General features: G+C 39.9%; 23 protein-coding genes and 1 pseudogene. 20 read left to right on the forward strand and 4 right to left on the reverse strand.

Annotation, left to right across the window (positions count from 1 at the left end):
* The first annotated feature begins 108 nt into the window (after positions 1 to 108).
* The 8 genes from MKY76_RS09300 (at position 109) to MKY76_RS09335 (ending at position 7,754) form a co-directional block, all read left to right on the forward strand.
* Positions 109 to 729 carry a DUF47 family protein gene (locus MKY76_RS09300; RefSeq protein ID WP_004229078.1) on the forward strand — a complete coding sequence of 207 codons (621 nt, stop codon included), beginning with the start codon at positions 109 to 111 and terminating at the stop codon, positions 727 to 729.
* 15 nt (positions 730 to 744) lie between these two features.
* The gene (locus MKY76_RS09305) at positions 745 to 1,761 is read left to right on the forward strand and encodes an inorganic phosphate transporter (RefSeq protein WP_004229076.1); all 1,017 of its coding nucleotides are present in this window, start codon (positions 745 to 747) and stop codon (positions 1,759 to 1,761) included.
* Between the two features lie 346 nt (positions 1,762 to 2,107).
* Positions 2,108 to 2,806 carry a response regulator transcription factor gene (locus tag MKY76_RS09310; protein WP_054550906.1) on the forward strand — a complete coding sequence of 233 codons (699 nt, stop codon included), beginning with the start codon at positions 2,108 to 2,110 and terminating at the stop codon, positions 2,804 to 2,806.
* A complete protein-coding gene (locus MKY76_RS09315) occupies positions 2,803 to 4,251 on the forward strand; it encodes a HAMP domain-containing sensor histidine kinase (protein ID WP_054550907.1) in 1,449 nt (482 codons plus the stop codon). The genes MKY76_RS09310 and MKY76_RS09315 overlap by 4 nt, the downstream gene beginning before the upstream one ends.
* Entirely contained in the window at positions 4,248 to 5,321 is a 1,074-nt protein-coding gene (locus MKY76_RS09320; RefSeq protein WP_269898685.1) for a sigma-E factor regulatory protein RseB domain-containing protein, read from the forward strand. The genes MKY76_RS09315 and MKY76_RS09320 overlap by 4 nt, the downstream gene beginning before the upstream one ends.
* A gap of 9 nt (positions 5,322 to 5,330) precedes the next feature.
* On the forward strand, positions 5,331 to 5,552 hold the full coding sequence (locus tag MKY76_RS09325) for a hypothetical protein (protein ID WP_004229062.1): 222 nt from the start codon (positions 5,331 to 5,333) through the stop codon (positions 5,550 to 5,552).
* Positions 5,553 to 5,659: 107 nt separating this feature from the next.
* Positions 5,660 to 5,875, forward strand: a complete 216-nt coding sequence (locus MKY76_RS09330) for a hypothetical protein (protein ID WP_103117869.1) — start codon at positions 5,660 to 5,662, stop codon at positions 5,873 to 5,875.
* Positions 5,876 to 5,978: 103 nt separating this feature from the next.
* Complete coding sequence (locus MKY76_RS09335) at positions 5,979 to 7,754, forward strand: sodium:proton antiporter (RefSeq protein WP_342557699.1); 1,776 nt, start codon at positions 5,979 to 5,981, stop codon at positions 7,752 to 7,754.
* A 262-nt stretch (positions 7,755 to 8,016) separates the two neighbouring features.
* Here the strand turns inward: MKY76_RS09335 and MKY76_RS09340 are convergent, their stop codons facing one another.
* Both MKY76_RS09340 and MKY76_RS09345 read right to left on the reverse strand, forming a co-directional pair.
* Complete coding sequence (locus MKY76_RS09340; protein ID WP_048390391.1) at positions 8,017 to 8,370, reverse strand: DUF4260 domain-containing protein; 354 nt, start codon at positions 8,368 to 8,370, stop codon at positions 8,017 to 8,019.
* Positions 8,371 to 8,796, reverse strand: a complete 426-nt coding sequence (locus MKY76_RS09345; protein ID WP_342557700.1) for a MerR family transcriptional regulator — start codon at positions 8,794 to 8,796, stop codon at positions 8,371 to 8,373.
* 123 nt (positions 8,797 to 8,919) lie between these two features.
* Here MKY76_RS09345 and MKY76_RS09350 point away from each other — a divergent pair, with 123 nt between their 5' ends.
* The 3 genes from MKY76_RS09350 to MKY76_RS09360 all read left to right on the forward strand — a co-directional run bounded on the left by MKY76_RS09350 (position 8,920) and on the right by MKY76_RS09360 (position 12,279).
* Entirely contained in the window at positions 8,920 to 9,426 is a 507-nt protein-coding gene (locus tag MKY76_RS09350) for a sigma-70 family RNA polymerase sigma factor (protein WP_342557701.1), read from the forward strand.
* Positions 9,419 to 10,609 (forward strand): hypothetical protein, encoded by a 1,191-nt coding sequence (locus tag MKY76_RS09355; RefSeq protein ID WP_342557702.1) that lies wholly within the window; start codon positions 9,419 to 9,421, stop codon positions 10,607 to 10,609. The genes MKY76_RS09350 and MKY76_RS09355 overlap by 8 nt, the downstream gene beginning before the upstream one ends.
* A gap of 221 nt (positions 10,610 to 10,830) precedes the next feature.
* Entirely contained in the window at positions 10,831 to 12,279 is a 1,449-nt protein-coding gene (locus tag MKY76_RS09360) for a tetratricopeptide repeat-containing diguanylate cyclase (RefSeq protein WP_342557703.1), read from the forward strand.
* Positions 12,280 to 12,330: 51 nt separating this feature from the next.
* Here the strand turns inward: MKY76_RS09360 and MKY76_RS09365 are convergent, their stop codons facing one another.
* On the reverse strand, positions 12,331 to 12,879 hold the full coding sequence (locus MKY76_RS09365) for a GNAT family N-acetyltransferase (protein WP_115673984.1): 549 nt from the start codon (positions 12,877 to 12,879) through the stop codon (positions 12,331 to 12,333).
* Positions 12,880 to 13,044: 165 nt separating this feature from the next.
* On the opposite strand from MKY76_RS09365, the gene MKY76_RS09370 reads away from it, so the two are divergent.
* The 9 genes and pseudogenes from MKY76_RS09370 to MKY76_RS09410 all read left to right on the forward strand — a co-directional run bounded on the left by MKY76_RS09370 (position 13,045) and on the right by MKY76_RS09410 (position 21,201).
* A complete protein-coding gene (locus MKY76_RS09370; RefSeq protein ID WP_048390401.1) occupies positions 13,045 to 13,515 on the forward strand; it encodes a DUF2975 domain-containing protein in 471 nt (156 codons plus the stop codon).
* Positions 13,516 to 13,525: 10 nt separating this feature from the next.
* Positions 13,526 to 13,747: a helix-turn-helix transcriptional regulator gene (locus tag MKY76_RS09375; RefSeq protein WP_004229042.1), complete on the forward strand. Its 222-nt coding sequence runs from the start codon at positions 13,526 to 13,528 to the stop codon at positions 13,745 to 13,747.
* A gap of 118 nt (positions 13,748 to 13,865) precedes the next feature.
* Complete coding sequence (locus MKY76_RS09380) at positions 13,866 to 14,516, forward strand: TetR/AcrR family transcriptional regulator (protein WP_131519867.1); 651 nt, start codon at positions 13,866 to 13,868, stop codon at positions 14,514 to 14,516.
* Positions 14,517 to 14,572: 56 nt separating this feature from the next.
* Entirely contained in the window at positions 14,573 to 16,891 is a 2,319-nt protein-coding gene (locus tag MKY76_RS09385; protein WP_342557704.1) for an ABC transporter permease, read from the forward strand.
* Positions 16,892 to 16,896: 5 nt separating this feature from the next.
* A complete protein-coding gene (locus tag MKY76_RS09390; protein WP_342557705.1) occupies positions 16,897 to 17,652 on the forward strand; it encodes an ABC transporter ATP-binding protein in 756 nt (251 codons plus the stop codon).
* Between the two features lie 103 nt (positions 17,653 to 17,755).
* Positions 17,756 to 18,275, forward strand: a pseudogene (locus MKY76_RS09395) (sigma-70 family RNA polymerase sigma factor).
* The gene (locus MKY76_RS09400) at positions 18,262 to 18,924 is read left to right on the forward strand and encodes a TIGR04104 family putative zinc finger protein (RefSeq protein WP_048390411.1); all 663 of its coding nucleotides are present in this window, start codon (positions 18,262 to 18,264) and stop codon (positions 18,922 to 18,924) included. Before MKY76_RS09395 ends, MKY76_RS09400 begins: the two are co-directional and overlap by 14 nt.
* 141 nt (positions 18,925 to 19,065) lie before the next feature.
* Positions 19,066 to 19,617 (forward strand): biotin transporter BioY, encoded by a 552-nt coding sequence (locus MKY76_RS09405; protein WP_004229030.1) that lies wholly within the window; start codon positions 19,066 to 19,068, stop codon positions 19,615 to 19,617.
* Positions 19,618 to 19,635: 18 nt separating this feature from the next.
* Positions 19,636 to 21,201: an amidohydrolase gene (locus MKY76_RS09410; protein ID WP_342557706.1), complete on the forward strand. Its 1,566-nt coding sequence runs from the start codon at positions 19,636 to 19,638 to the stop codon at positions 21,199 to 21,201.
* A gap of 34 nt (positions 21,202 to 21,235) precedes the next feature.
* On the opposite strand, the gene MKY76_RS09415 is transcribed toward MKY76_RS09410, so the two are convergent.
* On the reverse strand, positions 21,236 to 21,445 hold the full coding sequence (locus MKY76_RS09415) for a hypothetical protein (RefSeq protein WP_328011821.1): 210 nt from the start codon (positions 21,443 to 21,445) through the stop codon (positions 21,236 to 21,238).
* Positions 21,446 to 21,601: the final 156 nt, after the last annotated feature.

The following is a 21,601-nucleotide window of genomic DNA, read 5'->3' on the forward strand; positions in this document are numbered from 1 at the left end:
CAGTTTTGTAAAATCAACATCTTAGTGTTTAAAATTTTGTAGAATTGTGTAAATGTTTTGTTATGATGGTTCAGAAATTGACAATATTTTTTCAACAGGAGGAACAGGATGTTCAACTCAAATAAGCAAGATCCATTTTTTCAGTCACTATTAAAAATCGCGAAAAACGTGAATGAGGGTATCTATTATGCTCATAATGCCCGTATTCAAGATATAGATGCGCTAAAAGAAATTGCAGATACAATGAAGCAATACGAAACAAGTGGCGATAAATTAATCCATGAGCTAATCGTTATGCTGAATAAATCCTTTATGACGCCAATTGAGCGTGAAGATATTTTAGCATTAGCCAATAAATTAGATGATGTGATTGATGGAATGGAAGGCTGTATTGCGCACTTCAATATGTACAACCTAACAGAAGTAACAGAGCCAATGCGTCAATTCCTCACATATATTGCGAAAAGCACGGATGAAATGGTACAAGCCATGGAACTGTTAAATAGTAAAAAGCTTGTGGAAATGCGTAAACATGCTATTCAAATTAAGGATAATGAACGTGAATGTGATGAAATTTTCCGTTCTTCGATGAAGCAATTATTCATCCAAGAAAAAGACCCAATGCGTTTGATTGTTTTCAAGGATATTTATGAGCAATTTGAAGACATTGCGGACAGCTGTCAAACAGTAGCAAACACAATTGAAACAATAATTATGCGTAATGCATAAGATGGAGTGTACGAAATGGATACGATCTTATTAATCACCATATTAGTCGTTATTTTCGCACTTGTGTTCGACTTTATTAACGGCTTCCATGATACAGCCAATGCGATTGCTACCTCTGTATCGACCCGTGCCTTAAAGCCACGTACTGCGGTTTATATGGCAGCAGTAATGAACTTCGTCGGAGCGATTACATTCGTTGGGGTAGCCAAAGCCCTAACAAAAGATATTGTGGACCCATTTTCTTTAAATGCCTATGATGGCGATATTACAGGTTCTGTTGTGATTTTAGCAGCCTTATTATCTGCCATTACATGGAATTTATTAACATGGTATTTTGGGATTCCATCAAGTTCTTCTCATACATTAATAGGTTCTGTTGCAGGGGCAGCTATTGCCGCAGCAGGATTTGATATTTTGAACTATGCTGGGTTTATTAAAATTCTTCAAGCACTTATTTTTTCACCATTACTAGCGTTCGCAGCTGGTTTCCTGATGATGACATTATTAAAAGTCATCTTCAAAGATATGAATTTATATCGAACGAATAAAGGCTTCCGTACAATGCAAATTGGGACAGCAGCCTTACAATCCTTTACACACGGGACAAATGATGCGCAGAAGGCAATGGGTATTATTACCTTGGCGCTAATCGCCGGCGGCCTACACCAAGGAGATGATATTCCTTTCTGGGTACGTTTTGCTGCAGCAACTGCGATGGGTCTTGGTACATCTGTCGGAGGCTATAAAATTATCAAAACGGTTGGCGGTAAAATCATGAAAATCCGCCCAGTAAATGGGGTAGCAGCAGACTTAGCTTCTGCATCGATTATCTTTGGTGCCACATTAATCCATTTACCAGTTTCTACAACACATGTAATTTCTTCATCCATCATGGGTGTCGGAACAGCACACCGTGTTAAAGGCGTTAAATGGGGGATGGCACGTAAAATCGTTACAACATGGGTCATCACGATGCCAATCTCTGCTGTCATGGCAGCATTGATTTACTATATTCTAAGTTTATTTTTCTAGTTCGCTAAGGAATGCACAATCACAGTGCATTCCTTTTTTAAATGGATAAAAATGAAGGATGTAGCGGATAGAACCGGCAAAGTGGCGGATAGCCCGGTTAAAGTAGTGGATAGAACCGGCAAAGCTGAAGGATAGCCCGGTTAAAGTAGTGGATAGGAACGGCAAAGTGAAGGATAGCCACACAAAATTGGCGGATAGCCCGGGCAGGAAGAAAACTGCTTCGATGAAATCGGTAGCCTCCTCCCCTTGTATAAAGTGCGGATACGCTCTAAGGTAATTATAAAGAAAGTGTAAAGTTCGGAGAAAATCGTTTTTTCCGTAGTAAGGTGAATGCAGGAGGAAAATGATGAAGGAAAAATTACTACTGATTGAGGATGATACAGCGATTGGGCGCATTGTGAAGGATACGCTAGAACAGGAGGGCTATTGTGTGACATGGGCTACTACGGGCCTTGAGGGACTGGAAGATTTTCAAACGCAACCTTTCGATTTAGTGCTAGTGGATTGGATGCTGCCAGAAATGGATGGGTTAACGGTTTGTCAAAATATCCGTTGGGAGAGTGATGTGCCAATCCTAATGATGAGTGCCCGCAAGGAAGATGCGGATAAGGTGGAGGGCTTGCAGGGGGCAGACGATTATATCGCTAAACCATTTAGCTTAGAAGAATTAAAGGCACGAGTTGCCTCTCATCTTAGACGCTGGCGACGCTACCACAAACAAGACGTGATAGAAGAGCATACTGCCTATGCGAATGGTTTAACAATAGATTGGCAACGACAAATAGTATGTGTTTATCAGCAAGAAATTGCATTAACTCAAAAGGAGTTTGCCCTTGTTAGGCTGCTAGCTAAAAATCCGAGTCAAACCTTTACAAAAGAAGAACTGTATCAGCATATTTGGCAGCAAGCAACGTTAGAGGACACTCATACTGTCACAGTGCATATCAAGGCATTGCGCGAAAAGCTCAAGGATTCTGTGAAAAACCCAAATTTCATTCAAACTGTGTGGGGTAAGGGCTACCGTTTTATTGGTGAACCATTATGAAAATAAAAGCGTGGTTACTAATTATGTTTTTTATTGTAATGGTCATACCCATAGTAGGAGCTTATAGCCTTTATGTGTGGATTAATGCTTATTACCAAGATAAAAATGTGGCGGAGTACTTTGACAAGTGGACAGAGCTAAATCAGGTAAAAGATGTCGTTGACAATCCAGTGCTTTATCAAAAAAATGCCGATTTTGAGGAGATAGAGGAACTTACCAATGAGAAGCTGGCGATTACCCTCTATACGAAATCTGGCTATGTTTTATATTCCTCCAACCCTTTGCTAACGGGCTATGTAGGGAAAGAGCGTATGTTAAATGGTTTATATGATTTACAGCAAGCATACAACGCCTTTACATACAAGGAGCCTGTATATCTAAAAGGTGATTTGCTTGGCATCTATGAAATTCAATTAATACGAACAGATTGGGTAAAGGGTGTAGAAAAGCGTTCATGGCTTGTCATCGCAAGCACGATCCTGTTGTTTCTTATCATTTATTTAACTGTCATCTTGTTGCTTCATCGGAAACTGAATCGGCCATTAGGTGAACTGATGCAGCACATGCGTCATTTTGCGAAAGGTCAGCATGTTAAATCAACTCTAAGCGTAAGAAAAGATGAGATTGGGGCACTCGCCAAAACATTTGAGGCGATGCAGGTTGAAATTGAAAAGACTCGGGCTTCCTTAAAAGCGGAACAACAGCAAAAAGAAATGATGATTGCAAGTATTTCCCATGATTTGAAAACACCCCTTACAGCCATCCAAGCCTATGCGGAATCTTTACAAAATAAAGGCTTATCAGAACAGCAGGTGGCAGAATATCAGCAGGTCATCGTTACGAAGGCAGATCGGATGAAGCATATGCTAGAGGATTTAATGATGTTTACCTTACTTCAATCAACGAACTATACATTAGAGCTCATTGCTGTGGATGGAGAAGAATTTTTTGACATGGCCTTGTCTGACTATGAACCGTTATGTGAGGAAGAAGGATTTACATTAAAAGTCTTCTGTGCCGTGGATGGACTCTATGCTGTGCATCCTAAACAACTTCAGCGTGTCATTGATAATTTATTGAGCAACGCCTGGCGTTATGGGGAAAAGGGGACAACAATAGGCTTAGCGGCAGTCAATGCTGGAAATGATCCCGAATGGGGCTTTGATTTCTTGAAGTCTGCTTTAAACAAGCAAGAAGGTATGTATATAATTGTGCAAAATCACGGAAGAGGCATACCACAACAGGACATTGTTAAATTATTCGAGCCAATGTATCAAGCAGATTATGCGAGATCAAAGGCTGGTGAACGAGGAACAGGACTAGGCTTAAATATTACAAAACAAATTATTGAAAAACATGGGGGTACTGTCGAACTGCTTTCTAGAGAGAACATTGGAACAGCGGTAATTTGCTGGCTACCACCTTATAAAGGAGTAAATGAATGATGAATTGGAAAAGATCTTGCCGAGCAGCAGGCTTAATTGCTGTTATGACATTTAGCTTGGTGGGCTGTAATTCAGAGGCAACTTATACACCTCAGGAAATTATCGACCAAGCCCTTCAAGAATCGAAAGAGCCACTCACTTATTATGGCGAATATACGTTAGATATGGGAGAGCTAGGTGGTAAAGCTCAAGTGAAGGAATGGGTAAAGGATAGCAATAGACGGATAGAAATGACAGGCGATAATGGTGAACATGTTATCACAGTCAAAAATGATGCTAAAGTGATTAGCTATGATGTCACTGAAAAAACAGCCTACACAATGGATTATTCACAACCCGAATTAGACAGCTTGCAATCACCTAAAGATCAGGTACAGCTTATTTTTAATATGGTTAAAGATACGCATGATATTAAGATAGCAGGAGAAGAGAAGGTTGCAGGTAGAGATACCTATAAAATCGTCGCAAAAACGAAGAATACGGAATCGTTATTCGGCGATATTGAAGCTTGGATTGATAAAAAGACTTGGCTGACATTAAAAATGAAGACAGATAGTGCAGGGACTCATATGCTCACTGAATATTCTAAGATTAATTTTGGTGAAAAAATAGATGCTCAACAATTTACACTAGATCTACCAAAGGATGTAACGATTCAGGAAATTAGCGGACAGGATACTTCTGAATCCGTTTCATTGGACGACGTAAAGCAGCAGCTTGAAAAGTTTTTATTAGTACCAGAAGTAAATGGTCTAACGTTAGACAACATATCCATGGTTAAAGGGATAGAGGAACGACCAGAATACTCTTTCGATTATGTTTTAGATGGAGAGCTAGCCTTTTTTGTCACGATTTTTAAAGCAGATGCTAGTGTTGCAGATATTGGTCCCATTTTAAATGAAAAAGAAATAGATATTCGAGGACAAAAAGGCACTGTTATGGATGGTGAAAATTTCCGTTCCCTTGCTTGGCAAGAAAACGGCTACCAATATAGTATGGTTGGGCAAAATCCAGAATTAACAGTTGAGGATCTTTTAAGCTATGCGCAACAAATGACCGTTGTACAATGAGGTGATACTATGAAAAAAGCGCAAGGACTAAAATGTCTGGCATTATTTTTATTTACCACTATTTTCTTATATGGGGTAGGAGAAACATATGAGGTGTCTTGGCTACAATTTCACTTTACGGGACAATATCAGGATGTAGGCTTTTATTTCAGTTTTACATCCCTCATTCCAATATTAATTGGATTGTTAATGGTGGGTCTATATGAATCATTGTTAAAAAGATTCATCTAAATAATTAGGAGCAGGATCAGAGTGGAGGATCCTGCTTTTTTATGGTAGAAATAGAATTAGTATATTACAATATTTATATAAAGAGGATATAATAGGAGGTTTCTTCAGTGGCTACATTTCTACATGGCTTTGCTCAACAACTCATTTTCCCCTTGTTTATGATTTTATGCTTTTATTTCACATTAACTTATTTTCATCATCTAAAGACAGGTGATGATCGTGGTATTAAGAACACAAAATGGGCTGCAGTGGTGTGTTTCGCTTTCGCTTTGGTTGCACCAGCGCTTTATAATGTGATTACGTTCATGATCATGATGAGGTAAAGTGATAATTTTGGCACAATACGTACATAATGTAAGGTAACAGGTTTAGTCCTTCTAAAATGAGGGAATATACATTCATCCTAGGATATTGTAGGTGGTACATATGTTTGACAATTTACTATTTCAGTTACCTTTTATTATTTTTATCGGTTTGTTTTCACAGTGGTTAGCATGGCGTTTTCGCATGCCTGCCATTGTCATTATGAGTATCGCTGGGCTAATTATTGGTCCGTTTACAGGGTTAGTGTCTCCAAAAGAGACATTTGGCCCTATTTTTCATACCATTATTTCTCTGGCAGTTGCCGTTATATTATTTGAAGGAAGTTTAAGCCTTGATTTTCGAGAAATACGTGGCTTTAAGAAGTCCATATTGCGTATTTCCACAGTAGGGGCAGCCATCGCTTGGATTGCAGGCTCTACTGCCGCGCATTTTGTTGGAGGGCTATCATGGCCAGTCTCTTTTGTCATTGGTGGATTATTTATTGTGACAGGTCCAACCGTTATTTTGCCTTTATTGAGACAAGCAAAATTGAAGGAGCGACCAGCAGCTATCTTAAAGTGGGAAGGCATCGTTGTAGATCCTTTTGGCGCATTGTTAGCGCTATTTGCGTATCAGGTCGTTTTGGGTATATATCATTTAGAAGGTGGGACATCTCTAACCGTTTTCTTTGTTTCCGCTTTTTTAGCCGCCCTGTTAGGAGGGGGCGTCGGTTATGTAATGGGGCAATGCTTGGAGCGTGGTTTAATTCCAGAGTTTTTGAAATCACCTCTGTTACTTGCTACTATTTTACTTGTTTTTGCCCTAAGCGATGCCATCATGCACGAGACGGGCTTATTGGCTGTGACAGTGATGGGGCTTGTGATGGCAAATATGCATTTAACAAGTCATCATGAGCTGTTGCATTTTAAAGAAAATATTTCGGTTATTTTAATTTCAAATGTCTTTATTATGCTGACGTCGTCTTTAACCATCGATACGTTATGGCAAATCGTTGATTGGCGTATGCTACTATTCGTGCTAGCAATGATGTTTATTGTTCGACCGTTATCGATTTGGATTGCGACCATTAATACGGGCTTAACATTGGAAGAACGGGCCTTAATTGGGTGGATTGCACCGAGAGGGATTGTAGCATTAACCGTTTCAGGTTACTTTACAACGGCACTACAAGACGTAGGTTTTCAAAGTGCACAATTATTAACAGCGCTCACATTAGCACTTGTTTTTGCGACAGTGGTTGCCCATGGCTTTAGCATTGGCTGGCTTGCGAAAAAATTAGATCTACAAGCTTCCACTGGGAAAGGTATTGTGATTGTAGGCGCTTCTCCATTTACAACACAGCTCGCAACGTCCCTGCAAAATAACGGAATTGATGTGTTGATGATGGATCGTGCATGGGAAGATTTATCTGCTGCTCGACAAAATGGTATTAAGACGGAAACAGGTGATATTTTAAGCGAGCATACTGAGTTTTATGTTGATTTAACCCCATATGATCAACTAATTGTAGCAACAAAGCAGGACGCCTATAATGTCCTTGTTTGTGCAGACTTTGTTCCAGAATTAGGGCGTCTCAATATTTTTCAAACGGCTTTACATTATACAGACCCTAAAAATTACTCACGGAAGTACGGGGGACAGCTTCTTGTCGATGCACAGCATGATATTCATCAGCTCAATGAACTGATAGAGCAAGGTGCACAACTTCGTCAAACGAAAATTACAGAAGTATTTACATTTAAGGATTATGTAGAACAAAATCCTCATGCCGTCTGGGTGTATGCTATAACACAGGATGGAGCTATCGTGTTGGATATGGTCAATAAATATGACGATATAAAACATGAACCACATACTATTATTAGTTTAATTCGCTAAAACCAGCCACCTGTTTGTGCAGGGCGGCTGGTTTTTTGATGCAAGAGAAAGGAGACTAGTTGACTGAAAATGACCATGCTTGGAATTAGTGTTCTGCCTGTTTTATACAAAGCACGAACAGCTAGCTTAAAGAGAGCAACTCCATATTCCAATGATGAATAATGGTAATCCCACCCCAAGAGAGCATTTAATTGGGAGATTTTTCTAACCCATTTCTACTAAAAGTCGCAGTGTTAAATGGCTAGCCATACTTTCCTCCTCATTACGCAATCTGCTGTAAATGTGTCTTCTTAAAAGCGTCATCATATTTTAAACCATAGCCAAGTGCGCGATCTAAGAAAATATGTGCGAGCCAAATTAGGGCAGCCATCAGAGGTATTGATGTAGTCGTTAGTAAACCAATCACCATCAACATGGCAGGTAGCACAAAACTATGCCCCATATTATAGAAAAGAGCGCCTATTTTTGTATTGATGAGATAGCCAACCATGGTGATGTCTGGGAGCAATAAAAACACAATAAAATAAAGCCATGGAAAATTTAGATGACCATAGAAAGAAGCTGTGATGATGAAAGCAAGGATATATTCGATTGAGATGATTTTACGTAGTGACATTTAACCACCACCTTCCAGTAAATTTTGATACATATCCTCAATGAGTAAGGCAATTTTTTCTTGATTTTCTTCAAATTGTCCGTCAGCCATTAATGTTTTTGTCAGTTGTAACGAATGAAGCGCATGCTGATAGAATCGTAGTTGCTGCTCAATCTGGGCAATCTTTGTGGAAAATAGCTGTACTGTTTCTTCATTACATGCTGTTGAAATAGGCTTTTGTTCGAGTGTCAGTAAATGTTTAATTTCTTGAAGCGTAAAGCCTAGCTGACGTAAAACGATAATAAATTTCATTGTATGTTCACACATGGCATCATACACACGGTAGCCATTGTCTTGTTTTTGCGGCTGTAAGAGTCCCTCTTTTTCATAGTAGCGAACGGTATCAGTTGTTAATTGAAATTTCTCGGCGAATTGTTTAATTTTCATGTAAGTACCTCCTAAATTCATCCTAACATTGGAGTATGCTCCAAGGTCAAGGTGCTTGAGGAAAAAATTTAAAAAAATGAAACGGTCATTCAGTGGCAGTCGTTTATAGTGTAAGAAGGGGAGGTGGACGGCATACTTGAGAAAATGATCGAAGAACATGCAGCACATTTATTACGTCTCGCCTATTTTTATGTAAAAAACCGACAAACCGCAGAGGATATTGTGCAAGAGGTCTTTATTAAATTTTCTCAGCGTGGTTATGAAGAACGCGGGCAGTTGCGTGCGTATTTATCCACTCTAACGATTAATCAAAGCAAGGATTATTTAAAAAGCTGGCATTATAAGAAATTACTATTACAAGAAAAAATATTTCCTATTCAGGGGAATAGACAACGAGATGAGCTCGTGGCAGCAGAGGAACGGTCTCACATTGGGGCAGCTATTTTAAAGCTTTCACTTACCTATCGGGAGCCTATTATCCTTTATTATTTTGAAGAAATGAAAATTCGTGATATTGCCCAGCTACTTGGCATTGCGGAGAATACGGTGAAAACAAGACTGAAGCGGGCAAGAGAAGCATTAAAGCCTCATCTAAAGCAGGAGGAATGGGAGGTGCTTAGACATGAATGAGATACAGAAGGAATTACTCAAAGTCGCTGGTGATATGACAGCAAGCAAAGAACGAGTCAAAAAACAAGTACTACAACAGTCTATCAATAGAAGGAAGCCATTTCGTTTCACTCTATTAACCATCCTACTGACACTTTGTGTGGTGGGGTTTATGATGGTGCAGCTTCTTACGAACGAAACAGAGCAAACAACCTCACTATTTCATGAAAGACAGCTTGAGCATTTCGAACGTATTAATCGGCTAATGTGGCCAGGGAAAGAGCAGGAATTTTATAAAGAGGAAGCCTATCTATCGTATGAGAAGCTCGCTGCCGCCTACTATTTTGCGAAATCATTAGGAATTGATTATTCTAAGGCAGAGCTAGAGGCGGAGAGAAAGAAGCAGGTAGAACAGTTGGAAATGCTTTATCAAGCATCTGAATACGAAGCACTATTTCAGGGATTAGCACCGAAACAGTATGTTGAAACATATCTCGAGCCCCTACTGCCGATGTATACAACGCGAACAAAGCTTTATGCCTTCTATAAAGAAAAATATCCAACTTTTTATGCTTACCAAGAAGTAGCCAATATTGATGCCAAACGATATTTCCAAGCGCATTATACTGATCAGGCAACAGCCTTTCAAGAGGAGCATAACATCGTCATACGGACCAGTTCACATGGCTCTTCAATGGTTGGAACAGTTGCAGAGGTTGAAGCGAATGTTTTCTTATTTATTGAAGGAGTGATTCCCGAGGACCTTGATCATATGACGGAAGAACAGCTTGCTGAAAAATATGAACAGGCCAATTGGTATCCTGTGCTGGACGATTTTCCTGTCAAGCAGGGGGATTATATTACTTTAACTTCTATGGGAACAGGCAGTATAGAGGAAAGCGGGGTCGTAAGAAAATATGGTTTATTATCTAAACTGGAAAAGCTAGAGCCAACCATTACAAAAAAGCTTGAGCTAGAAAATGACAAAGAGGTCGCTCAGTTTTTACAGGATATCCCTTGGCAGCCCGCAAATTATATGAAAAGGCCACCCGAATATTCATTTGAAGTAGAAGGCGTCCGTATTGAAATGTGGAAGGGCTATGGCGGTTCAATTTATCTCCAAAAGGCTGGAAGCGGAGAAATTCACCTTAGTGCCAACAGAGCGAAGGCATTAATAGCCATCCTAGGCATAGAAGAATCTTAACAAGTCTCTTGAAAGAGGCTTGTTTTTTGTTTAGGGGAAAATTATAGTGAAAGTACCATGTTAAAATAACCTTTAATTGAATGTAGGAAAAAATACACAGTGATTTTCTTTATTAGGCTGAATTACTTAATGTTGAAAAAATAAATGAGTCCAAAGAATTGTAATATTTTAAGGTCAAAGGTAGTATTAAAGAAGTAAGGATGAAGAAAAGGAGGGGCGGTATGAACGCACAAGAATTTGAAGAACTATGGATTACGCTTAATGAGTTATATAATGCGGATCGTTTTTTAGAATATATAGAAATAAGTAGTGCCGCAATTGAAAGTGCCATTAAGCTTGAAATGTACGATAAGGCTATCCTTCTATTACGTTATAGCTGTGCCAGTTATTTTCAAACGGGTGATTTACAGCTTTCTATAAGTGTCCTTGAACAATATCGTGAGTTAACCTTTCAACATGGCAACGATATTGATTTAATTCAATATTACAATTTAGCAGCCATTTATTGGGGAACATTTGGTCATTTAAAGAAATCAGAAGAGTTGATGCTGAAAGGCTTAAAAATTGCTGAAGCAATCCAGCACGTGGAGAGCATGGGGAAAATCTATAACAATCTGAGCGACTTAGAAATATCCATGGGAAGCTATCGGACAGCTAAGGAATTTGCCTTAAAGAGTTTATATTATGCGAATGCGTTTGAAATAAAGCATAAAGAGCCTTATACAGGGATTATCCATCCGAAGACAAACCTAGCTGTTGCACTTATTTGGCTTGAAGAATTTGAGGAAGCCAATACGATATTACAAGAATTAATGGCAACGATTCATCATCCACCCTATTCGAAAGTACAACTTGAGGTACTCAATGCCTATGCCTTCCTATGTGAAAGACAGGGACGTATAAGTGAGGCCATAGATTTATATCAAAAGACAAAGCATTATGCTTTACAAAACAATGACCTTTCTTTACTTCAACTAATTTATAATTCTTTAGTGAAGCTAATTGAGGAGCAAGGCAATAAAATTGTATTATGTGCGATACAAAAGGAATATATTAATATTTTGTTAGAAATCCAGCGTGAAAACTATTCACATGTATTGTTTGAAATGGAATATAACGATCATAAGAAGCAGTTTGAAAAAAATGCCTATATTGATCCTCTGACGAATATTTACAATCGTCGCTATTTTGATGAACAGGCCAAAAAGATGGTCGAGAAGGCGGCTGAAAAACATCAGCAATTGGCCTTGATGATGGTGGATTTAGACCATTTTAAAGAAATCAATGACATGAATGGTCATTTATTTGGCGATGATGCTTTGACGAATACAGCCAAAACTTTACAGGACTATTTTCAGCCCTTTGAGTCCATTGTTGCCCGTTTTGGTGGGGATGAATTCATTGTGTTGAGTCAAGTAAAGGAAGGTGAATCAGTGCAAACATTGGCTGACAACCTGTATCAAACCTTAACGGCACTGTCACTAACAGTGAATAATCAAACGGTTCAGTTGGAATTTAGTATTGGTGTCAGTACGAATGATCATGGCAAAATTCAGAAAGTAGAAGAGCTTATCCAGCATGCGGATGAAGCGCTCTATAAATCAAAGCGTAACGGCCGCAACCAAATTACGCACTATAATCATTATTGCGATGTGGGAAATGGTATTTAAAAGAGAGAGAGGCATATCTACGAGGGAAGTGCCTCTTTCGTAAACGTGTTGCTAGTGTGATGGATTAAGCAAGCCATAAAACACAATATCTTCAAAAGTACCGTTTTTATAAATATGATCCTTTAATGTTCCCTCATAGCGCATGCCACATTTCTCCATAATTTTCCCAGAGGCGGGATTGGAATGGAAATACCGGGCATAAATACGATGATACTGTTTCTCCTGAAAGGCAAATTCAATCATCGCTTGAGCAGCTTCTGTTCCGTAGCCATTACCCCAATAGGGCTCTCCAATCCAATAAGCGATTTCTCCTCTTTGATGTTGGGATTGATTTGACAGTCCTATCGCTCCATATAATTGTCCACTTTGTTTGTCTGTTATCGCAAATTCGTAACTTCGATTTTCCTCAAAGTTTTGTTGATGCGTGGAAATCCATGATAATGCACATTCTAATGTATAAGGATAAGGTAAACTCAATGTGCTTTTATAGATCGCATAATTGTTACATAAAACACTTACTTCCTGTGCATCTGCATTCGTAAAAAGTCGAAGTATTAAACGTGTCGTTTCTATCGTCTTTTCGGTTGGCGAATAAATCATCGAATACCCCCTTTTCAATGGTTGGATTGATTATAGCACAATAAAAAGTAAAGTAAACCAAATAATGGGTGTTATAACGCATCTTGAATTGGAATAAAAATTTATTGAAAAACGATAAACTATATGATAAATTAAACAGGAGAATAAATAAAAGAGGTGCGTAAGATGAAACGAGAAACGCTCTTTTTAAAGATAGCTGTTTTTCTAATAGGTATACCCGTTCTTGCCTTATGTGTATGGGTGGTGCCTCGTGTTGCTTTGAATACAGTGGAGCATTCTCCCATTTTAACCATTGTTGCTTTAATCGGCGTCTATGCAACGGCTATTGCTTATTTTGTTGCGCTATTTACGACGATCAAACTATTAAGCTATATTGACCAAAACATTGCATTTTCAGAGCTGTCTGTCAAAGCTTTAATCAAGATCAAATATTGTGCAATTATTATTAGTAGTGTTTACGTGGTTGGCATGCCACTGATATACTATGCTGCGGAAGTAGACGATGCCCCAGGTCTTATCCTTATCGGAATGGTCATTATTTTTGCTTCCTTTGTCGTGGCAGTCTTTGCTGCTGTGCTGCAAAAGCTTCTAAAAAATGCCATCGATATCAAATCAGAAAATGATCTAACGGTTTGAGGTGAATACTATGGCAATGATCATTAACATTGATGTAATGCTGGCGAAACGAAAAATGAGTGTAACAGAGCTTTCAGAAAAAGTTGGCATCACGATGGCGAACCTTTCCATTTTAAAAAACGGCAAGGCCAAAGCCATCCGCTTTTCAACATTAGAGGCTATTTGTGAGGCATTGGATTGCCAGCCTGGCGATATTTTGGAATATCGGAAGAACGAGGAACTACAAAAATAAGGATCTGCATAAAGCAGATTCTTTTTTTGTAGAAATTATTGCCAACAGAAGTAGTCCTATGCTAGGATAAAGAAAAGATATATCGACAGGCAGTCGGTCAATTATAAGGAGTTGTCTTATGAGAGAAATAAAAAAAGCGGAAGAACGCAGAAATGAAATATTAGATGCAGCGGATGAATTATTTGCACAGAAGGGATTTGATGGCACTAGTACGAGTAATATTTTGGAAAAAGTAGGCATTGCTCGAGGTACCCTCTATTATCACTTTAAATCTAAGGAAGACATTATGGATGCGCTCATTGAGCGTTATACAAGCACAATGCTCGCAAAGGCGAAAACCGTTGCAGCAGACAAGACTATAGCTGTAAATGAGCGGATATTGCGCGTTGTCATGGCATTGAATATGCAAAATGAACAGGGTGGACAGGAAATGATGGAGCATGTTCATAGACCGCAAAATGCCTTGATGCACCGTAAAATACAGCAAGTGGTCATCAATCAAGTGCCACCAATCCTTACTGCCATTATTCGGGAGGGCATTGAGCAAGGTATTTACCAAACGCCTTATCCCTATGAGTGTATGGAAATGATTATCGCTTATACCAATACGGTATTCGATGATGATCTCGTCTTGATGACAGATGAGGAAAGAGCTGCTCGTATTCCGGCATTGATTTTTAATATTGAACGAATGCTAGGGGTGGAAAGTGGTAGCTTATTGTATATGATGCAAATGTTTGGAAATAAAGGAGAAGGCAGTCCGAACTAAATATTTTAGGTCTTGTTAGATTTGATGGCGATTAACAATATACAAAGAGGTGACTTATGTATTGGAAAATTGTGCGAAATGATATGGCAAATAGCAAGCTAATTACAGGTATGACCATGCTATTTGTGGCGGTAGCAGCTTTACTTGTCACACTATCAGCAGTACTTATGGTCCATTTGACAAGCGCAATTGACACACTGATGAAACAAGCAGAAACGTCTCATTTTCTTCAGATGCATGCAGGGGAAATCGATCAAGTGCGGCTTTCTGAATTTGCAGAGCAAAATAAATATGTAGATGAATATCAAATGAATGAATTTCTAAATGTGGAGGGCTCAAAGATCCATATTGCGGGTACCACATTGGCACATAGTGTGCAGGACAATGGTTTCAGCACACAAAGTGAGAAATTTGATTATTTACTTGATCTTGATGGTCATGTGATTGAAGTGGCAAATGGTGATATTTATGTACCTGTAAGCTATTGGAAGGACGGTATTGCCGACTTGGGGGATACTGTCATCGTTCAAGATCAAACCTTTACAATAGCTGGATTTCTAAGGGATTCACAGATGAACTCAATGCTGGCTTCCTCCAAACGCTTTCTTGTCAGTGAACAAGATTATGCAGCAATCCAGGAAGCGGGAACAGTTGAATATTTAATTGAGTTTCGTTTGAAAAATTTGGCGGATTTAAAGAATTTTGAGGAAGCCTATACAAGTGCAGGGTTAGAAGCAAATGGACCAACCATTACCTATAAGCTTTTTCAAATGCTGAATGCCATATCAGATGGGCTTATGATTGCTGTGATCTTGCTCATCAGTGTCCTTGTAGTCGCTATTGCGTTTATGTGTATTCGATTTACATTGCTCACTAAAATTGAAGAGGATACTCGAGAAATCGGTGTGATGAAAGCAATTGGCCTACGAGTGGCAGATATTCAGAAAATGTATTTAGCCAAATATGGCGTTATAGCTGTGATTGGTTGTATGCTCGGTTTTGCCTGTTCCTTCTTCCTTCGAGATATTCTATTAGAAAATATCCGTCTGTTCATGGGAGAAACGGACAATGTTTCACTCATTTGGTTGTTCACAGGTCTGGGGTTGTTGCTCGTGTTTATCGTGATTATGGGCTATGTACAATCGGTACTGAAACAGTTTCGCAAGCTATCAGCCACGCAGGCTCTGCGCTTTGGCACAATGCAAGGAAAAGGGCAACATGCAAAATTATTGAACCTCAGCGCCAATAAAAGGCTACCGATTAATCTTTTCCTTGGCATAAAGGATGTGCTATCAAGAAAAACACTTTATGCGACAATGCTCGCAGTATTAGTATTGGCAACATTTATTATCATCGTCCCTCAAAACTTACACAACACAATTGCAGCTAAAAGCTTTATTACGTATATGGGTATTGGGAACAGTGACATCCGAATTGATATCCCACAAGGCAAGCAAAATGAACAACAGGTTTCAGCGGTGATGGATAGGCTTGAGCATGACACAGCCATTAAGAATTACACTGTTTTGACAACAAAAAAATTCACAACGATTGCCGAGGACGGAACAGCGCAAAACCTAAAAATAGAGCTGGGTGACCATACGATTTTTCCCTTAGAATATGCACACGGAGAGGCTCCGGTTGCTCCTAATGAAGTGGCACTTTCGGTGCTCAATGCAGAGGAGCTTCAAAAAAAGGTTGGCGATAGTTTAGCAGTGGTCATTAATGGACAGAAGAAAAATTTGAGGATCAGCGGTATTTATTCAGATATTACCAATGGAGGCAAGACTGCGAAGGCAGCTTTCTCTGACTATTCTACGGATAGCATGTGGAGTGTCGTCTATAGTACGATGGCAGATCCATCTCTTGTTGCAGATAAAAGGGCGGAATATGCAAAAACCTTCTCATTTGCCAAAGTGTCAGGTATTGATGATTATATTTATCAAACTTTTGGTACGACGATTCATGCCATCGAAAAGGCAGCTCGTGCAGCACTCGTCATTGCCTTATTGCTATGTGTGCTCGTGACATTATTATTTATGAATATGCTGATTGCGAAGGATCAAGCGCCCATCGCTATCATGAAGGCATTGGGATTCACGAATGTCGATATAGCTATACAATATGCTGCACGTTCGATTTTTGTATTACTGCTTGCTATCTCGATGGGGACGTTGCTCGCAAACACGTTAGGTGAATATTTAACTAGTACGGTCATTGCCTCATTCGGGGCGGCTTCCTTTGATTTTATGATTAATCCACTAGCAGCGTATGTTTTTTGCCCACTAGCGCTTACAAGCGTTGTTCTGCTAGCTACGCTATTTGGTACGTCAAGGGCAGGGCAGGTAAAAATTATTGAGCATATAAAGGAGTAGAACCTATGAATATCGTAAGTGGTGAGCAAATAGCAAAGACGTTTCAGGTAGGTAAAGAACAGCATCCCGTTTTACTGGATGTATCAGTTGCCATCAATCAAGGGGAGTTTATTTCCATCATGGGCCCATCAGGCTGTGGTAAATCGACACTGTTGTATGCCCTTAGCGGAATGGACAGTATTGATCAAGGTCAGGTCATCTTTGATGGAATGGACTTAACGACATTAAGTGACAAAGAACTGGCTGATTTGCGTAGAACGAAAATGGGCTTTGTCTTTCAGCAGCCGACCTTTCTAAAAAGCTTAAATATCCTCGATAATATCCTGTTACCTGCGATGCGTGATGAGCGAAAAAATGTCAGGGCCTTGACAGAAAGGGCACTACAGATCATGAACAAAATGGGGATTGCAGACTTGGCAAAGCGAGATATTACACAAGTGTCTGGTGGGCAGCTTCAACGGGCAGGCATCTGCCGGGCCTTGATTAGCAACCCGCAAATGATCTTTGGAGATGAACCCACAGGCGCATTGAATTCAACGTCTGCTCAGGAAATCATGGATTTATTAGCCTCCATCAATAGTGAAGGCACAACGGTGATGCTTGTGACCCATGATCCAAAGATTGCCGCAAGAACAGAGCGTATCCTTTTTATGTCTGATGGTGCTATCGTGAATGAATTGAGATTGCCTCGATACACAGGCGCCGATTTAGACGATCGAATGGTCAAAGTTGTCTCTACTATGCAAAAAATAGGTATTTAGCTTGAAGAAATCCGTAATGATTTAAAAATTACGGATTTTTTTTGATAAAATGAATCGCATTCGTTACGGCGACCGTCAGTAGTGTAGAAAGTAGGTGAGGGCAATGATGGCTATTGAACAGATAATCGAGGAGCACGGTGATTACTTATTAAAGGTCGCCTATCTATATGTAAAAAAATAAGGCAACGGCGGAGGACATCGTGCAGGATGTGTTCATCGCCTTTTATCAAAAGCAGGGACAGTTTCGTCAGGAAGCATCCTTACGTACATATTTAGTGAAAATGACGGTTAATCGAAGTCACGATTATTTACGAAGTTGGAAAAGTAAACGACTGACATTGTTTGAAAAGATCACGGGGCGCACAACAGCTATGACACCTGAAAAGGAGATGCTAGAGAAAACTGTAAAAAAAGAGCTGGTGGAGGCACTGTTTACATTATCAGTTGCCTATCGAGAGGTCTTGATTTTGTATTATTTTGAGGAGATGTCGACAGTGGAAATTGCACAGCTTGTACACTGTCCGGAAGCAACGATTCGCACAAGATTACAGCGAGCTCGTAAACAATTAGCAACAGCAATGGGTGACTTTGATTGGGAGGTGCTACGCCATGAATCAATTTAAAGAGGAACTATTAAAGGAGCTACAAGATGTCAAGCTCTCACAGCAGCGCAAACAAGTAATCGCGGAAAAAGCACGACGAAAAGTTCAACGTAAAGCAGATGGTCAATGGACGTATCGCATCGTGTTCGCAACCTTTACTATTTTTGTTATCGGTTTTAGCTATATCCTGACACAACAGAAGGGGCAACAGGGTTCAGGCCATCAGGCGGCTAGCCTACAGTCCGATAATTGGCATTGGTGGTCACTATTTGCTTCGGATTATGTAAGAGGAATGATTTTACTGAGCATTTTTATAGGCGCTACATTTATTGTCAAACGCTATCTATTGAAAAAGGGGTATGGTTTACCTGTTTGTATTGAATGTGGGGAGAGTTGGTCTGAGAAGGATGCACGTAAATTATATCGCAAAAATAGTGAAATTGTGTGCCCTCATTGTGGACAAAAACAATATCGCACAAAAAAATCCATGCAAATCAGTGGTGTAATGACGATGCCAGTGCCACTGCTGATTATGCTACAGCATGTTTTCCATCATTTTGTTATCGGTCTCATTTTCTTTTTAGTGGGCATGTTCTTCTACCATTATCAAATTGCGCCATATGTGTTTAAGCTACAAGAGAAAGACCCGATGAATGAACCTTTATGGTAATGATTTTGGCAAGAAATTGCTAGGCTAATCTAGCAATTTCTTTTTTTATTCTAAAATAGATTGACAATGGTTTTCATTTGCTTTATCTTTGTGTTAACTTATTTTTATTATTAGTTAACGCACAAGGGGAGGCTTTTTACATTGAAAAAAGGAAGTACATATCAATATGTGTTAGCAGCATTTGGGGCAGCAATAATCGCAGTTTTAGCACAGGTAACAATCCCACTACCACTTATCCCGATTACAGGTCAAACGTTAGCGGTTGGAATTATCGTGACGATTTTAGGGACAAGATTAGGCACGTTATCTGTTCTATTATATATTTTACTAGGGGCAGCAGGTTTACCTGTATTTAGCGGTATGTCAGGTGGACTAGGAATTTTAGTTGGTCCAACAGGTGGATATATTGTAGGCTTCCTTGCCACAGCCATTATTATGGGCTTATACTTAGATAAATTTGGTATTACATTTACTCAAGCTATTATTGCGAATATCATTGGGATGATTGTTACATTAGCGTTTGGGACAGTGTGGTTAAAAATTGTAGCAGATTATACATGGACAGCTGCCTTTATGGGTGGTGTTGCACCATTTATCGTGGTTGGTATCGTCAAAGCGGTACTTGCAGCATGGATTGGTGTGATCGTTCGGCGTCGCTTAGAAAGAGCGCACTTAATTGAAGCAATAGCATAGGACATGGGAGGAATTGTTTTGGCAACATTATGGACAGGTGGTAAGATTTACACGATGGCTCAGGTTGGTGAAACAGTGGATGCAGTCCTTGTTGAAGATGGAAAAATTGTGGCGACAGGCTCAGTGGAGAGCTTGTCGCCACTAGCTGCTTCTATCCAACATTTAGAGGGTAATATCATGTATCCAGGCTTTGTCGACAGCCATTTACATATTATTGGCTACGGAGAAAAACTCAAGCATCTTGATGTATCGGCAGTTACGAGTAAAGAGGCGTTACTTGTGAAGCTTCAGGAGCGAATGGCTCAGGCGTCAGCACATGAATGGGTCATTGCGATTGGACTAAATGAAAACCAATTTGAGGAGCCCGTTTTTCCGACCTTAGCAGAGCTAGATGCCCTTGGAGATGCTCATTTAATCATTAAACGGAGCTGTCATCATTTGATTCTAGCCAATTCCAAGGCACTCGCTTTTGCAGGAATTACAAATAGGACTCCTTCGCCAGAGGGGGGTGTCATTGACAAAGTAGATGGTCAGCTCACAGGGATCCTAAAGGATGCTGCATTGTATTTAATTGTTAACCAGATGCCACATATTACACCTGCTTATATTGAGGATGCACTGACAAAGGCGGTGACCTCATTGCAATCCTATGGTTTAGTAGGGGGACATTCAGAGGATTTAAGCTATTATGGACCGCCAAGCCAGCCGATTCAGGCTTATCGCAAAATAGTAGAGGCACAGCAATCCTTTAAGGTGCATGTATTACAGCATCATACAGTCTTTGAAGAGGTTGCGAAGATGGATTTAGCTTCCTCACCATTTTTGGAGTTTGGTGCGATGAAAATTTTTATTGATGGAGCCTTTGGAGGTCGTACGGCTGCACTACGTCAGCCTTACTGCGATGATTCGGACAATGCAGGGATGCTTATTCATACAACTGAGCAATTAACAAGCTATGTTCAGCTGGCACGTCAATATGGACAAACCGTTGCCGTGCATGCCATTGGGGATTTAGCAATCGACACGATTTTAGACGTTTTTGCGGCATATCCTCCTCAGGAAGGTCAGCTTGATCGCGTAATTCACTGTAGCTTAGTCGATGAGGAACTATTAGCCAAGCTAGCTGCATTACCAGTGGCAGTGGATATGCAGCCGCAGTTTGTACAGGGAGAATACCAAGCAGAGCTATCGAGACTTGGAGAGGAGCGCGCACAGGGCTTACATCCTTTAAAATCGCTTCTTGACAGAGGGCTGATTGTCGCAGGCGGCAGTGATGCGCCAATTGAAGTGCCAAACCCGTTGCATGGTATTTATGCGGCTGTCACTAGAAGAAATTTTGAGGAAACACATGATGGCTATAACCCTCATGAGAAAATTTCCCGATGGGAGGCAGTCCGTTTGTATACAGTAGGAGCGGCTGAAATCATTGGACAGCAATTGATGCGTGGCAAAATTGCAGAAGGCTTTGCTGCAGACTTTACGATTTTACAAGAAGATGTTTTTACGGTAGAGATGGAGCAGCTTCCACACATTCAAGTCGCATGTACGGTTGTGAATGGTCAGATAGTATATGAAAATCGCTGAGAAGGTTATCCTTCCCAGCGATTTTTTTATGGGACTATTGTTTGTCAGTTAATTGTTTTACTTGTTGTTCTAGGGTCGACACACGTTTTGATAAGTCCTCTACTTGCTGTTGCATGGTTGGTGGAGGAGACACAGTGGCAGTGGATTTCATTTTTTTAATCATATGGATCATTACGAAAAAGATCGCTAGAAACATACATAAAAGAACGGTTGTACTAATGATATCACCAAGGTTGAATTTCATGTTTGCGCTCCTTTCTGTAGTGGGTATCTAGTTATATACAGGGTGGCCTGCTAAAAAGTTTCAAAAAAATGGTGAATGTCACGATTAATACAAAAATTGACGCCTACTTTGGTGTAGAGGAGTGCTATTTTATTGGCTTCGAGGAATGGGTCATAG

This window comes from Lysinibacillus sp. FSL P4-0201 (assembly GCF_038593425.1).
GTDB classification, from domain to species: Bacteria; Bacillota; Bacilli; order Bacillales_A; family Planococcaceae; genus Lysinibacillus; species Lysinibacillus capsici.